The organism is Halorubrum sp. T3, assembly GCF_000296615.1.
GTDB classification, from domain to species: domain Archaea; phylum Halobacteriota; class Halobacteria; order Halobacteriales; family Haloferacaceae; genus Halorubrum; species Halorubrum ruber.
Map to the genome: position 1 here is coordinate 1,068,542 of NZ_JH815330.1, position 14,657 is coordinate 1,083,198.

Consider the following 14,657-nt stretch of genomic DNA (forward strand, 5'->3'; position numbering starts at 1 on the left):
CCCGTCACACCGGACGTAAACAACCGCGCTGCCAGTAGCTTCTTTATATAGTCGCGTCAATGAGTGGACGATGTACCCATTACAGCTCGACGCGATCACGAACGCGGTCGACGTGGCGGCGATCGCGACGACGGCGCTCCGGTTCGTCGCCGGCTTCCTCGCCGTGTTGCTCCTCGGAAAGCTCGCCTTGGTTCCGGGTTTCAGACGGGTCGCCAGATCGCGCGGGTTCGACGAGGCGGTGGTGAGCCTCGGGACGAACGTCCTCAACGCCGTCGTCTGGGTGGCCGCGATCGCGATCGGCTTCGCCGTGGCCGGCTACGGGAGCTTCCTCTCGGCGTTCGCGGTGTTCGGCGGCGCCATCGCGCTCGCGGTCGGCTTCGCCGCGCAGGACCTCCTCGGGAACTTCGTCGCCGGCGTGTTCATCCTCAAGGACAAGCCGTTCGAGGTCGGCGACTGGATCGAGTGGAACGGCAACGCCGGCCGCGTCGAGGAGATCGACCTCCGCGTCTCGCGGGTCCGGACGTTCGACAACGAGCTGGTGACGGTGCCGAACGGGGACCTCGCGAACAACGCGGTCACCAACCCCGTCGCCTACGACACGCTCCGACAGAAGTTCGTCTTCGGGATCGGCTACGACGACGACATCGAGACGGCGACCGACATCATCGTCGAGAGGGCCGAGGCCCACGAGGAGATCCTCGACGACCCGGGCGTCTCGGTCCGGCTCGTCGAGCTCGGCGACTCCGCCGTCGGGCTCCAGTCGCGCTGGTGGATCGCGGACCCCGACCGCGGCGACTTCGTCCGCGTGCGCTCCGAGTACGTCACCGCGGTGAAGGAGGCGTTCGACGCCGCCGGCATCGACATGCCGTACGTCCACCGGCAGCTCACCGGCAGCGTCGAAGTGATCGAAGAGGTCGCCGCCGACGAGTAACGCGCTCGCCGCTCCCCTTCACCCGACCTCTTCTTCCGCGTCGCCCGCGTCGGGCCGATACTGCCGGCTGACCGCCTGCCACCGGTTCGAGCGGAACCGGTAGCCGTTGAGTCCGGCCGGCACGAGTTTCTCCGCCACCAGCGCCGCGTAGAGGCCGCCGACGCCGAGCGGCGTGACGAGGCCGACGAGCGCGACCGGGAGCGCGAACGCGTACAGCCCGATCATCGACGCCACGAAGGGCCACCGCGTGTCGCCCGCGCCGCGCAGCGACCCCGTGACCGAGCCGTCGATCCCGAGCGGCACCGCCGAGATCGCGGCCGCGACGACGAACGCCGCGGTGGCGCTCACCGCGGCCGGGTCGTCGACGAAGACGCCCGCGATCGGCGTGGCGGCGGCGATCACCGCGGCCGACGCGAGGACGTAGACGACCGCCGACAAGGCGATCACGTCGCGGCCGTACGCGGTCGCGAGCGACTCCTCGCCCGCGCCGAGCCGCTGGCCGACGAGCGTGCTCGCGGCGATAGAGAAGCCCCAGCTGAAGCTGCCGAGCAGGGCCCGCACCCGGCGGCCGACCTCGAGGGCGGCGACCGTCGCGGAGCCGAACGACGACGCGGCCCACAGGAGCGGGAACACCACGACCCCCTCGGCCACTCGCCGCGCGATCAGCGGCGCGGAGACCCGGAGCAGCTGTCGGGTCAGCCCGGCGTCGAACCACGGCCCGGAGACCTCGACCGGGACGGGCGAGGCGCCGCGGCCGAAGTACGACCGGCCGGACATCCCCCACGCGAGGACGAGCCCGACCGCGGCGATGGAGACGGCGGTGCCGAGGCCGGCGCCGAACACGCCCAGCCCGGCGCCGAGGACGAGCCAGACCGTGAGAACGACGTTCAACAGCGCGCCGCCGGCGCGCGCGACCATCGGGGTGCGGGTGTCCCCGACGCCGGCGTACGTCCGGCTGGCGATCATGTTGAAGAATTCGAAGGCGAGCGCGGGCGCCGTGACGGCGAGGTAGGTGGTCCCCGCGGACAGCGCCGCGCCGTCGCCGCCGACGAGGGCGACCAGCCGCTCCGCGCCGAGGACATAGCCGGCGACGATCGGCACGACGAGCAGCGCGGCCACGATCAGCGACTGCTTGACGACGAGCCCCGCCCGCCCGCGCTCGTCGCCGCCGTAGTTCTGCGAGACCAGCGAGACGGTGCCGCCGGCGAGCCCGATGGAGACGAACTTCGCGAGCTGCCAGAACGCGAAGGCGTAGCCGAGCCCAGCGACCGCGGAGACGCCGAGCGCGTACCCGATCACCGCGAGGTCGACGGTGTTCTTCGACATGATCGCGAACCCCGTCACGATCCGCGGCCACGCGAGCCCCATCGTCTCGTCGAGCCGCGACCGGTCGATGACGCCGGCCCGGTCGAGCGCGCCCGCGACCGCCTCGCCGACGCGCGCGGCGCCGTTCCGGAGCCGGGATAGCATTGGACCGCGGTACGGACCGGGCGGGCTTGTGTCTGTCCGTCCCACCCGCGTCCCCGAGCTCGCCCGTCCGCGGAGCGCAACCGTTTTCACCTGACTATCCGCTTGTACCACGCATGAATATCAGCGGGTGGCAGACGTATCTCGTCACGGCGACGAGCCGCTCCGCGGGGCGCACGACTCCCGAGGTGGTCGCGGCCGCGCTCGACGGCGGCGTCGACGTCGTCCAGCTCCGCGACAAGGCGACGAGCGCGCGGGAGCGCTACGAAACCGGGCTCCGCGTCCGCGAGCTGACCACCGAGGCCGGGGTGCCGCTGATCGTCAACGATCGGATCGACCTCGCGAGCGCGGTCGACGCCGACGGCGTCCACCTCGGCCAGTCGGACCTCCCGGTCGCGGTCGCCCGCGAACAGCTGGGCGAGGACGCCGTCGTCGGCGTCTCGGCCTCGACGGTCGAGCAGGCCGAGTCGGCCGAGGCCGCCGGCGCGGACTACCTCGGCGTCGGCGCCGTCTACGGCACCGACTCGAAGGACGTCTCCGGCGACCGCGACGGGATCGGCGTCGAGCGGATCGCCGCGGTCGCCGACGCGGTTGACCTCCCGGTGATCGGTATCGGCGGGATCGACGCGAGCAACGCGGCGCCGGTGGTCGAAGCGGGCGCGACCGGCGTGGCCGCGCTGTCGGCGATCACGGCCGCCGAGGACCCGGAGGTGGCGACCGCAGCGTTGCGGAAGGCGGTGACGGAGTGAGGCGAACGCGGCCGGGCCGACGCCTCCGACCCGGTCACCAGTCGCGCTCGTACTCGGGGTCGAACAGCCGGGCAGACATGGGCGCCGGGTCGCCCTCGGTGAGGTTGTACTCCGAGAAGTCGGTGACGCCCGCCTCGCGGAGCAGGGCCTCGTCGTAGAAGCTGTTCCCCGTACACTCCGCCGGGTCGCGCGCGAGGATCTCGAGGACCGCGTCGGAGACGATTTCCGGGCTTCGCCAGTCGTCCTCGGTGCCGAGCCCGAAGTAGCGCGTCGCGCGGGTGTCGATGGTCGTCACCGGCCAGAACGTGTTACAGCCGACGTCGTCGCCCGCCAGTTCCTCGGCGAGCGAGAGCGTGACGAACGACATCCCGAGTTTCGACCACGCGTACGGCGCCTTGCCCGGCGAGCGATCGGTCGTAACCGGTGGGGCGTTCGTCAGTAACCACGACTCGTCGAGGTCCGCGAGGTGGTCGGCGAAGGCGTGCGCGACGAGGTGGGTCCCGCGGACGTTCACGTCCGTGAGGAGGTCGAAGCGGTCGGCCGGCAGGTCCGCGACGTTCGCCAGCTGGATCGCGCTGGCGTTGTTGATCACGATGTCCACCTCGCCGAAGTGATCGATGGCCTCCTCGACGACCGCCTCGACGCGCTCCTCGTCGCGGAGATTCAGTTCGAGCGCGAGCGCCTCCGGCCCGCGCTCGCGCACCTCGCGGGCCGTCTGTTCGATCGATCCCGCCAGCTCGGAGTCGTCGTCGTCGGTCGTCTTGCCCGTCGAGACGATATTACACCCGTGGTCCGCGAGTGCGAGCGCGATCTGCTTGCCGATGCCGCGAGTCGTTCCGGTGATGAACGCCGTCGAGCCCGAGAGGTCGGGGTCCGCGAGTGGCATACCCCACCTTCGACCGACCGCGGGATAATTCTCGGTGGTTGAGCGCGGAATCGACGAGACGGTATTTAAATATCGACGAGCGGCTGCGACGATCGCATATAAATGGACGATGCGGTGGCGCGTGCCGACGAGCGCCCGGAGGGCGCGAGTCGCACGCGCGAGGGAGTCGGCCGACCGAAGGGAGGCCGACGAGGCTGGGGAGGTGTGAGGCTGCGGTGCGGGGCGGGACTCAAAGGGGCAGTCGCGAGGCGGGCGCAGGCGACGCAAGCACCACAGGAACGAGCGCAGCGAGTGACGAGGAGCGCAGCGAGCGTGCGCCCGCCTCGCGGCTGGGGCTTTGGAGGTGTTCGTCGTCGATCCGCCAGCAACTATTTATAAATGAGCGGCTGGGGCTTTGGAGGTGTTCGTCGTCGATCCGTCAGCAACTATTTATAAACGAGCGGCTGGGGCTTTGGAGGTGTTCGCCGCCGATCTGCGGACAGATGTTTATAAATGAGCGGCTGGGGCTTTGGAGGTGTCTCCCGTCGCTCCGTCAGCAATCAGTTATAAACAAACGGCTGAGGCCTTCGCGACCGTCGTCGCCGACCCGAACTCAATCCACTCTTATCGCGTCGCGGACTTCCACTCCCGCAGGCCCAACCGCTCGCCGTTCAGGTCCTCGGCGGGCGCCTCGGTGGCGGCCCAGACGAAAAGCGGCGCGACGCTCTCGGGGTCGCGGGCGCGTTCCTTCCCAGTGAGGTCCGTCGCGACGAGACCGGGGTCGACGACGCCGACCGTCGCGTCGAGGTCCGCGGCGAAGCCGCGCGCGACCGCCTCGGCGGCCGCCTTCGACACCGCGTACGCGCCCATCCCGGGCTTCGACTCGGCCGCGACCGCGCCCGACGGGACGATGACCCGCGCGTCGTCGGCGAGGTGGGGGACAGCCTCGGTGATCGTCGCGAACACGCCGCGCGCGTTCGTCCGCATCGTGTCGTCGTAGTCGGCGTACGAGAGCTCGTCCGCCGGACTCTCGCCCGGCGCGCCGTGGAACACGCCGGCGTTCGCGAAGACGACGTCGACCGGGCCGGCCTCGCGGGCGACGCGCTCGAAGAAGCGTTCGAGGTCGAACTCGTCGCGCACGTCGACGCGGTCGCCCCAGGCGGTGCCGCGCTCGGCGCCCGCGTCGCCCGCCGGGTCGCCGTCGCCCCCGTCTCCGTCCTCGCCGTCGCCGCCCGAGTCCTCGCCCTCGCCGCCCGAGTCCTCGCCCTCGCCGTTCAGCGCCGCGACGGTGCGATCGACGGCCGCGCCGTCGCGTCCGGAGACGGCGACGAACGCCCCCTCGTCGACGAACGCCTCGGCGACGGCTCTCCCGATCCCGCTCGTTGCGCCGGTGATCGCGACCGTCAGGTCCATGTGAAACCGGGTACGCGCGTCGGCGACTTAGAGGTATCCACTCGCGCCGGGACCGGCGGAGCGGGTCTCCCGCCTCGCCCGGCGTCCCGGACACGTTCGGGACGTTTCCGCGGCGCGTCTGACCGGATTTATACCGTCGCCGCTCCTACGATCGCGTATGGACGTGGTCCCGGACATCGACGGCGTCGCCGGCGAGTCCGTCGTCGTGATCGGCGGCGGATTCGGCGGCCTCTCGACGGCCTGTTACCTCGCGGACGCCGGCGCGGACGTCACCCTATTAGAGAAGAACGAGCAGCTCGGCGGCCGCGCCAGCCGGCTCGAAGTCGACGGCTTCAGCTTCGACATGGGGCCGTCGTGGTACCTGATGCCGGACGTCTTCGAGCGGTTCTTCGGCCACTTCGGCCGCGAGCCGTCGGAGTTCTACGATCTTGAGCGGCTCGACCCGCACTACCGCGTGTTCTGGAAGGACGGCGATCAGGTCGACGTGCTGCCGGACCGCGAGAAGAACAAGGAGATATTCGAGTCGTACGAGCCCGGGGCCGGCGAGGCGTTCGACGCGTACTTGGAGGAGTCGAAGCGCACCTACGAGATCGGGATGGAACACTTCGTGTACGAGGACCGCCCGCGGCTGCGCGACTACGTGGACAAAGACGTGCTCCGCTACTCGTGGGGGCTCTCGCTTTTAGGCAAGATGCAGGGGCACGTCGAGGAGTACTTCGACCACCCGAAGCTCCAGCAGCTGATGCAGTACACGCTCGTGTTCCTCGGCGGCTCGCCCACGAACACGCCGGCGCTGTACAACCTGATGAGCCACGTCGACTACAACATGGGCGTCTACTACCCCGACGGCGGGATCGGCGCCGTCGTCGACGGGATCGTCGAGCTCGCCGAGGAGCTCGGCGTGGAGTTCGTCACCGACGCGGAGGTGACGGGCATCGAGGGGCGGTACGGCGCCTTCGCGGTCGACACCGAGAACGGCGAGCGCTACCTCGCGGACCGCGTCGTCTCCGACGCCGACTACGCGCACACCGAACAGGAGCTGCTGCCCGAGCACAAGCGCCAGTACACGGAGGAGTACTGGGAGTCGCGGACGTACGCCCCCTCCGCGTTCCTGCTGTACTTGGGCGTCGAGGGCGACGTGCCGAACCTCGAACACCACACGCTCGTCCTCCCGACGGACTGGGACGGGCACTTCGCGCAGATCTTCGACGACCCAGAGTGGCCCGACGACCCCGCGTACTACCTCTGCGTACCCTCGAAGACCGACGACAGCGTGGCGCCCGAGGGGCACAGCAACCTCTTCGCGCTCGTTCCGATCGCGCCCGGCCTTGCGGACACCCCGGAGATCCGCAACCGCTACCGCGACCTCGTCATCGACGACATCGCCGAGAACACCGGCACCGACCTCCGCGGCCGGATCGTCGTCGAGGAGACGTTCTCGGTCGACGACTTCGCGGACCGGTACAACAGCTACGCGGGCAGCGCGCTCGGGTTGGCGCACACGCTCACCCAGACCTCGCTGCTCCGCCCGCCGCACGTCTCTGACGCGGTCGACGGGCTCTACTTCACGGGCTCGACGACGACGCCCGGCATCGGCGTCCCGATGTGTCTCATCAGCGGGGGGCTGACTGCGGAAGCGATGGCCGACGACGACGTGTGAGTCCAGCCGTGAGCGACCAGAACCGATCCGCGACCGACGGCGACGAGCGCTCCCGACCCACCGAGGACGAGCAGCCCCGCTCCGCCGGGAGCGGGAGCGAGGGGCTCCGGTACCTGCTGGTGTTGTCGCGGCCGCGCTTCTGGCTCTACCTCGCCGGCCCGGTCGCCGTCGGCGTCACCTACGGAATCGACGCCGTGAGCGGACTGTTCACGCCCGTCACCGTCGCGCTCGCGCTCTACTTCCTCGTCCCCGCGAACGTGTTCCTCTACGGCGTCAACGACGTGTTCGACGCCGACATCGACGAGCTGAACCCCAAGAAGGAGGGCCGCGAGGCGCGCTGGCGGGGGAGCCGTCCCGTCGTCGCCGCGGTCGTCGCGTCGGGCCTCCTCGGGCTCGCGACGCTCGCGATCACGCCGCGGGTCGCGTGGCCGTACCTGCTCGGCTTCCTCGTCCTCGCGGTCGGCTACAGCGCGCCGCCCGCCCGGTTCAAGACGACGCCGTTCCTCGACTCGCTGTCGAACGGGCTGTACGCGCTCCCCGGCGCGGCGGCGTACGCGACCGTCGCGGGGACGCACCCGCCGCTCGCGGCGCTCGCCGGCGCGTGGCTCTGGACGATGGGAATGCACACGTTCTCCGCGATCCCGGACATCGAGCCGGACCGGGCCGCGGGGATCGACACGACCGCGACCGTCCTCGGCGAGGGGCGTACCTACGCCTACTGCTTCGCGGCGTGGACCGCCGCGGCCGCCGGGTTCTGGCTCGTCGACCCGCGGCTCGGACTCCTGCTCGGCGTGTATCCCGTCTTCGTCGCGTGGGTCGCGCGCTCGTCGGTCTCGGTCGACCGCGCGTACTGGTGGTTCCCGGCGTTAAACACCGTCGTCGGCACGCTGCTGTCGATGGGCGGCCTCTGGCGGGTGTACCCGCTCTGGGAGGCGCTGCCGTGACCGACGGCGACGGCGGGGGGTCGGCCGAGGGCGGCTCGGCAGGGGACGGGGCGACCGGAAGCGCCTCCACCGCGACGACCGCCTCCGGGCTCGACGCGCTCCGCGAGCGCGCGCCCGACACGCGCCGCGAAGCGGAGGCGCTGCTCGACCGACTCGTCCGCGAGAACCGCTTCACCATCGCGGTCGTCTTCCCGCTCGTCGGAGCGATAGCGCTCGTCGGCAGCGCCGAGGGGTGGGTGCCGGAGCCGTTCGCGTTCCACCCGTGGTTCGTGCTGTTCGGCGTTATCGTGATGCGCTCGCCGCTCGTCGTCGGGGTGCTGCCGACGATAGACCGCCGTGCGCTCGGCTGGATCGGCGTGTTGACCGCGTACACGTACCTCATCGAGGGGGTCGGGGTCGCGACCGGGTGGCCGTACGGGGAGTTCGCGTACACCGTCGACCTCGGGCCGATGCTCGGGGGCGTACCTGTCGCGCTGCCGGTCTTCTTCATCCCGCTCGTGATGAACGCCTACCTGCTCTGCCTGCTCCTGCTCGGCCCGCGCGCCGACAGCGTGTGGGTCCGGCTGGCGACGGTGATCCCGGTCGTCGTCGCGATGGACGTCGTCTTGGACCCCGGCGCCGTCTCGCTCGGCTTCTGGGACTTCGGCGGCGGCGCGTTCTACGGGGTGCCGCTCTCGAACTACGCCGGCTGGGTGCTGTCCGCGATCGTCGCGGTGGTCACGCTCGACCGCGCCTTCGCGGCGGCGGGGATCCGCGAGCGGCTCCGGGACTGCGAGTTCATGCTCGACGACATGGTGAGCTTCGTGATCCTCTGGGGTTCGATTAACGTCTGGTTCGGGAACCTCCTGCCCGCGGCGGTCGCGGCCGCGTTCGGCGTCGGGCTCGTCCGCGCCGACCGGTTCGATACGCGGCTGTTCACCGAGTGGCGGCGGTCGTAGGCTCCCGCCCGACTCGGCTGCGCTTATATACCGGGATCGCGTTTGCTCGCTCGTGACCGACGGCGGCAATCGCAGCGGACGACCCCCGGAGGACAGACAGCGATGAGCGACCTCGCCATCGACTACGGCGACCACGAGCGGGTGCGCGAGGTCGTCGACCGACTGACCTACTGCGCCGAGCACGTCGGCGTCTCCTTCGGTGGGTGGGAGGAACCGCACGTCAAGGGGCCGGGGCTGTACTTCGCGGTCGTCGCCGACCGCGACTACGGCGCGTACGCTGACCCGATGGGCGACAAGCGCTGGCCCCGAGCTGACTGCGCGTCGGTCTTCGACGAGGACGCCTTCATTGACGCCGCCGAGTCGGTGAGCGTCGAGCAGGACGGCGGGATCGTCGTCGCCGTCGACGGCGAGATCGAAGAGCAGATGGTCAGGTTCCGCGACCTCGGCACCCGCGACGAGGAGGCCGACCTCGTGGACGACGTGAGCTACGAGCCGTGGATGGGGTCGCGACACATGAGCGCGATCGAGACCTCCGTCCGCCCCGAGGTCGTCGCGACGGTGACGCTGAGCGAGGAGACCGGGCGCGTCAGCGTCTTCCGCGACGGCGAGGCGAACAGCATGCGCCGCGAGGAGATTGGCGGCCGCTGGCGCGGCGAGTAGCGCTCCCCGCCTCCGGCACCGACTCCGCGCGCGGCGGGAAGCGCTCCCGCCTCCCGACACCGAGGCCCCACCGTTAAGCCTCGGCCGCGCGAACGCCGAGACATGTACGACGAGATCCTGGTGCCGACCGACGGGAGCGAGGCCGTCGACCGCGCGCTCGACCACGCGATCCGGCTCGCGACGGACCACGACGCGACGCTCCACGCGCTGTACGTCGTCGACCAGCGGGTGACGACCGCCAACTCGGGCGACCTCCACGACGAGGTCGTCGAGGACCTCGAATCGCAGGGCGATGCCGCGGTCGACGCGGTCGCCGACGCGGCGAGCGAGGCCGGCCTCGACGTCGAGACCCACGTCGCGCACGGGACGCCGGACACGGAGATCGTCGAGTACGCCGACGAGTTCGGCATCGACGTGATCGTGATGAGCCCGGAGGGGAAGTCGCCGCGCGAGCGGATTCGGTCGCTCGGCAGCGTCTCCGACCGCGTCGCCGACGACTCGTCGGTGCCGGTGTTCCTCATCAAGTGACGCCCGTCCGCGACTGAAGCCGCGGGGTTCAGGTGGATCCGGACGCGACCCGTCCGCATGGAACTCACCGTGCTCGGGTCCGGCAGCGCGATGCCGGTCCCCGACCGCGCGCAGGCCGGCTACCTCCTCGACGACGGCGACCGGTCGCTGCTCGTCGACTGCGGCAGCGGCGTCCTCCAGCGGCTCGCCGGGACGGACACCAGCTACGAGGGCGTCTCGACGGTCCTCCTCACGCACCACCACCTCGACCACGTCGCGGACCTTCTTCCCCTCATCAAGGCCCGCTGGCTCGCCGGCGAGGAACACCTCGAAGTGGTCGGCCCCGCGGGAACGAAGTCGCTCGTCGACGGCCTGCTCGACGTTCACGACTACCTCGACGGGCGGATCGACCTGGCGATCCGCGAGGTGTCGGCGTCGCGCTCGTTCGCCGCCGGCGGATTCGACGTGACCGCGCGCGAGACGCGGCACTCGATGGAGGGGTTCGCCTACCGCTTCTCGCCGCCGAGCTCGGACGCCGAGGCCAGCGGCGGGCCGCTCGCGCTCTCGGGCGACACGGAGGCGTTCGCGGGGATGGGGCGGTTCGCGGACGGCGCGGAGCTTCTGGTTCACGACTGCTCGTTCCCGGACGACGTCGACGTGTCGAACCACCCGACGCCGGCGAGCCTCGGCGAGTCGCTCGCGGGCGCGGAGATCGGGACCCTCCTCCTCTCGCACCTCTACCCGCACACCGGTGGTCGCGAGCGCGAGATGGAAGAGAGCGTCCGCGACGCGGGCTTCGACGGCGAGGTGCGGGTCGCGACCGACGGGCTCCGCGTGTCGCTGTGAGGGGGGCGGTGAGTCCGGAATCGTAACCGTCGGTCGGCGGCGTCGCGGCCGCAATGTAACCGCTGAGTGTTACGCACCCACACGTTCGACCCGGATATTTAAGCGCGCGTAGTCGCTTCTCTCCGCCATGGCCGGCCCACTCGCGGACGACTTCGGACGGGAGGTGACGGGGGTACGGATCTCGCTCACCGACCGGTGTAACTTCGACTGCGTCTACTGTCACAACGAGGGGTTAGGCGACACGCGCGGGCCGATGGAGCCGAGCGACGAGGAGATGAGCGCGGACGACGTGGTCCGCTTCTTAGAGGTCGTCGAGGGGTACGGCGTCGACGCCGTGAAGTTCACGGGCGGCGAGCCGATGCTCCGCCAGGACCTCGAGGAGATCATCGAGCGCACGCCCGACTCGATGGAGGTGTCGATGACGACGAACGGCACCTTCCTCCCCGGGCGCGCGGAAGACCTGAAGGCCGCCGGGCTCGACCGCGTCAACGTCTCGCAGGACGCGCTCGACCCGGACGACTTCGCGGAGGTGACGAAGTCGGGCGCCTACGAGAAGGTCCTCGAAGGCGTCAGGGCCGCCGTCGACGCCGGGCTCGACCCCGTGAAGCTCAACATGGTCGTGTTCACGCACACCGCGGGCTACGTCGAGGAGATGGTCGAGTACGTCGCCGACAACGACGGGCTCCAGCTCCAGCTCATCCAGTACATGCCGGAGCTGACGGGCAAGCCCGAGTGGAACGTCGACATCGGGCGCGTCCACGACTGGCTCGCGGAGAAGGCGGACCGCGTCGAACACCGCGAGATGCACGACCGGAAGCGGTACTTCGTCGGCGAGGACAGCGACGACGACACGGGCGGCATGGTCGAGATCGTCGACCCCGTCGAGAACGAGGAGTTCTGCGCCAACTGCGGCCGCGTCCGCGTCACCCACGAGGGGTACCTGAAGGGGTGTCTCAACCGCAACGACGACCTCCGCTCGATGGGCGAGATGACCCGCGAGGAGATCGCGGACACCTTCGAGGAAGTGGTGGCGAACCGCGTCCCCTACTACGGCGAGTACCTGATCGAGGGTGAGGACGGGGAGTACGAACTGAACGAGAAGTATCTCGGGGCGCCGAGCGCGGCGGACTGAGTGGTCCAGAATCGAAAATTCTCGCGAAGACTATTTATTTGGGTGATAATTATAGTGTCGCGTTAAGTTACGCAGAAGCGCAAGACGGCAAGAGTATCCCGCGAGTTTTGATGCCATTTATATTCTTAAGATAGGGAGTAACTCCGGGAGAAACAGGATCTCTCTTTTCAGTTCTCCTTCTCGGTGATGCGCAGATCACGATCCGCTACAATATTCTAGAACACTACAGAAAATCGCATGGCAGCAGCTATGTGGATACTAACTTAACGCGACCCGTCTAGCTTGGCTGGATATTTATACGAAGGCTCATATCAGAATCACATGATGGGGCTGCGCCGATTGATAACGGGCCATCAATATAATCCGTATTTGTTTGCTTTCGTCGGCGGAGTAGCTCTAGCTCTCTTCACTCTGAGTTTCTTTATTGAGCTACGGATCATTATTGAAAGTCCGAGCTATGGTGACATCACCTCCATCATATCAACTATATGGAAAACAATTCTTGGGCTAACAACCATTGGATCCTTTATTCTTGCCGCCTACAACTATCAGACAGAGACAGACGATTCAGACGGCCCTGCGACTGGATTCACTATTCAAGGACAGAACCATAACATCGATTTCCATCTTCATGTTGATGACACACCCGAATCAAGTAGAGAATCTGAAGATACGGAGTCAACAGAAGATGAAGTAACTGAAGGAGAGGGCGAAGAAAGTGAAATCAGAGATTGATTTGACGTGAGAGCCACTCACGAGCGGCAGCGGTGAGCATTGCCTCCCATGAACTGAAGCCAGTGTGTGTATCGATGTAATCGTCAAACTCTGATTCAGGGATCTGTTTAAAATCGTTCTCCGTTTCGATCTCCCAAGGACTACTATCGAAAAGCTCACCAATCGAATCAAATTCGGTATGTGTTTTCATGAAACTAGCCGAGAATAGTTCCTCCATTGGGATCTCATTTTTGCCGCTTACACCTTCGAGATCCTGCTGGAGGCTATCCAGAGAGTCGGCTAATTCTTCGAACCCCTCGATCTGAACACTCATATCCACAATTCTGTGGCACAACTGTATAAACCTATTCAGCCCTCACATTCTCGCTTTTTAAGAGTTGTCTCGATTTCGCCGCTCGCTTGTCTAGGTACTCGCTTCGCTCGGACCTCACACCGTTCGCTGCGCGCGACTGATAGGGTTCGAATCACCTGCGTGCCGGTTCGCTCGTCGCTTCGCTCCTTGCTGTACGGGCACAGTGGGATTCGAACCCACGACCGTCGGATTAGAAGTCCGACGCTCTATCCTGGCTGAGCTATGTGCCCTCACTCGCTTCTGATCCCCCGAGTCTAAAAAACGCCCGCGGTTCGCGCCGCCCGCGGGCCAACAGCAGACCTAAGTCCGCGAGCGGAGTATCCGCCGGTAATGAACGTTATCGGAACCGTCGGCCTCCCCGGCAGCGGGAAAGGGGAGGCGGCGAACGTGGCCGAGGCCGCCGGCATCCCCGTCGTCGTCATGGGCGACGTGATCCGCGCCGAGTGCCGCCGCCGCGGGCTCGACCCGGCCGAACACCACGGGCGGATGGCCGGCACGCTCCGCGAGGAAGAGGGCGACGACGCCATCGCCGCCCGGACGCTCCCGCGGATTCGGGAGGCCGCGGCCGAGAGCGACCGCGACGAGACCGTCCTCGTCGACGGCCTCCGCTCGACCGTCGAGCTGGAACGCTTCCGCGAGGCGTTCGGCGACGACTTCACGCTCGTCGCGATCCGCGCGCCGTTCGAGCTGCGCGCCGAGCGGTTAGGCGAGCGCGGCCGCGACGACTCCGACTCCGACCTGTCGGCGCTCCGCGAGCGCGACGAGCGCGAGATCGACCTCGGCCTCGGCGAGACCCTCGAACGGGCCGACGTCGAGATCGACAACACCGACAGCCTCGCTGCGTTCCGCGAGCGCGTCCGCGAGGAGCTGGGCGTCGACGACGCGGAGTCGGACCGCTCCGACGGCAAGGCCGGCGAGAAGCCCGACGACGCCGAGGCGACCGACGACCCAGAGGCGCCCGAGGCCGGAGGTGACGGCGCGTGATCTACAGCGTCGACGTCCGGATCGAGACGCCGGTCAACGACACGGAGGTGACCGACCGGGTCACCGACGCGGTCGAGAACGTCTTCCCCGACGCCGAGCCGGTCCACGAGGACGGGCGGCTCGTCTCCGAGACGCACAGCCTCGACGCCTTCTCCGACGTGCTCCACGAACAGGAGATCCTCGACACCGCGCGGCGCGTCTTCCTGCAGAACAGCACCGACGAGGGGTTCACGTTCTCCTTAAAAAAGCAGGCAGCGTTCGAGGGCGTCGTCAACTTCGCGGTCGGCGAGTCCGACGAGCTCGGCGAGATCGACGTCGAGGTGCGCGTCCGCGAACCCGACGTCGAGTCGTTCATCGACTACGTCGCGCCCGAGACCGACGAGGGCCAGCCCGTCGACCCCGTCCGCGAGTACGGCGACCGGTTCGACCCCGAGGACGAGGCGTACTGAGGGCGGGAGGCGGTCAGCCGAGAAA

The 14,657-nt window shown here is 68.3% G+C and carries 16 protein-coding genes and 1 tRNA gene; 12 read left to right on the plus strand and 5 right to left on the minus strand.

All coding sequences use genetic code 11. The features are described from left to right. The first annotated feature begins 70 nt into the window (after positions 1 to 70). Positions 71 to 931: a mechanosensitive ion channel family protein gene (locus tag B378_RS0114485; protein ID WP_017344484.1), complete on the plus strand. Its 861-nt coding sequence runs from the start codon at positions 71 to 73 to the stop codon at positions 929 to 931. A gap of 18 nt (positions 932 to 949) precedes the next feature. On the opposite strand, the gene B378_RS0114490 is transcribed toward B378_RS0114485, so the two are convergent. Then, the gene (locus B378_RS0114490) at positions 950 to 2,401 is read right to left on the minus strand and encodes an MATE family efflux transporter (RefSeq protein WP_017344485.1); all 1,452 of its coding nucleotides are present in this window, start codon (positions 2,399 to 2,401) and stop codon (positions 950 to 952) included. 113 nt (positions 2,402 to 2,514) lie between these two features. Between B378_RS0114490 and thiE the strand changes: the two genes are divergently transcribed. After that, positions 2,515 to 3,147, plus strand: coding sequence for a thiamine phosphate synthase (gene thiE, locus B378_RS0114495; protein ID WP_017344486.1), 633 nt, complete (start codon positions 2,515 to 2,517; stop codon positions 3,145 to 3,147). 34 nt (positions 3,148 to 3,181) lie between these two features. Here the strand turns inward: thiE and B378_RS0114500 are convergent, their stop codons facing one another. Continuing rightward, positions 3,182 to 4,033 (minus strand): SDR family oxidoreductase, encoded by an 852-nt coding sequence (locus tag B378_RS0114500; protein ID WP_017344487.1) that lies wholly within the window; start codon positions 4,031 to 4,033, stop codon positions 3,182 to 3,184. 603 nt (positions 4,034 to 4,636) lie between these two features. Next, positions 4,637 to 5,425, minus strand: coding sequence for an SDR family oxidoreductase (locus B378_RS0114505; protein ID WP_017344488.1), 789 nt, complete (start codon positions 5,423 to 5,425; stop codon positions 4,637 to 4,639). Between the two features lie 157 nt (positions 5,426 to 5,582). On the opposite strand from B378_RS0114505, the gene B378_RS0114510 reads away from it, so the two are divergent. From B378_RS0114510 to B378_RS16885, 8 genes are all read left to right on the plus strand, one after another. Then, positions 5,583 to 7,085 carry an NAD(P)/FAD-dependent oxidoreductase gene (locus tag B378_RS0114510; protein WP_017344489.1) on the plus strand — a complete coding sequence of 501 codons (1,503 nt, stop codon included), beginning with the start codon at positions 5,583 to 5,585 and terminating at the stop codon, positions 7,083 to 7,085. Next, complete coding sequence (locus B378_RS0114515) at positions 7,082 to 8,029, plus strand: prenyltransferase (protein WP_026046310.1); 948 nt, start codon at positions 7,082 to 7,084, stop codon at positions 8,027 to 8,029. Before B378_RS0114510 ends, B378_RS0114515 begins: the two co-directional genes overlap by 4 nt. Next, positions 8,026 to 8,967, plus strand: coding sequence for a bisanhydrobacterioruberin hydratase (gene cruF / locus B378_RS0114520; RefSeq protein ID WP_017344491.1), 942 nt, complete (start codon positions 8,026 to 8,028; stop codon positions 8,965 to 8,967). The genes B378_RS0114515 and cruF overlap by 4 nt, the downstream gene beginning before the upstream one ends. 102 nt (positions 8,968 to 9,069) lie before the next feature. Then, on the plus strand, positions 9,070 to 9,627 hold the full coding sequence (locus B378_RS0114525; protein WP_017344492.1) for a diadenylate cyclase: 558 nt from the start codon (positions 9,070 to 9,072) through the stop codon (positions 9,625 to 9,627). 102 nt (positions 9,628 to 9,729) lie between these two features. Beyond that, the gene (locus B378_RS0114530) at positions 9,730 to 10,155 is read left to right on the plus strand and encodes a universal stress protein (RefSeq protein ID WP_017344493.1); all 426 of its coding nucleotides are present in this window, start codon (positions 9,730 to 9,732) and stop codon (positions 10,153 to 10,155) included. A gap of 57 nt (positions 10,156 to 10,212) precedes the next feature. Further along, complete coding sequence (locus B378_RS0114535) at positions 10,213 to 10,980, plus strand: MBL fold metallo-hydrolase (protein ID WP_017344494.1); 768 nt, start codon at positions 10,213 to 10,215, stop codon at positions 10,978 to 10,980. Between the two features lie 127 nt (positions 10,981 to 11,107). After that, on the plus strand, positions 11,108 to 12,112 hold the full coding sequence (gene moaA / locus B378_RS0114540) for a GTP 3',8-cyclase MoaA (RefSeq protein ID WP_017344495.1): 1,005 nt from the start codon (positions 11,108 to 11,110) through the stop codon (positions 12,110 to 12,112). 321 nt (positions 12,113 to 12,433) lie between these two features. Then, positions 12,434 to 12,847, plus strand: a complete 414-nt coding sequence (locus B378_RS16885) for a hypothetical protein (protein ID WP_155118225.1) — start codon at positions 12,434 to 12,436, stop codon at positions 12,845 to 12,847. On the opposite strand, the gene B378_RS0114545 is transcribed toward B378_RS16885, so the two are convergent. Together B378_RS0114545 and B378_RS0114550 are read right to left on the minus strand one after the other, a co-directional pair. Next, positions 12,837 to 13,160: a hypothetical protein gene (locus B378_RS0114545; protein ID WP_017344496.1), complete on the minus strand. Its 324-nt coding sequence runs from the start codon at positions 13,158 to 13,160 to the stop codon at positions 12,837 to 12,839. The two genes, B378_RS16885 and B378_RS0114545, sit on opposite strands and share 11 nt — an antisense overlap. Positions 13,161 to 13,354: 194 nt before the next feature. Continuing rightward, positions 13,355 to 13,429: transfer RNA gene (locus tag B378_RS0114550), tRNA-Arg, on the minus strand. 100 nt (positions 13,430 to 13,529) lie between these two features. Between B378_RS0114550 and B378_RS0114555 the strand changes: the two genes are divergently transcribed. Further along, positions 13,530 to 14,183, plus strand: coding sequence for an AAA family ATPase (locus B378_RS0114555; RefSeq protein WP_017344497.1), 654 nt, complete (start codon positions 13,530 to 13,532; stop codon positions 14,181 to 14,183). Continuing rightward, entirely contained in the window at positions 14,180 to 14,632 is a 453-nt protein-coding gene (locus tag B378_RS0114560) for an RNA-binding domain-containing protein (protein WP_017344498.1), read from the plus strand. Before B378_RS0114555 ends, B378_RS0114560 begins: the two co-directional genes overlap by 4 nt. The last annotated feature ends 25 nt before the right edge of the window (positions 14,633 to 14,657 follow it).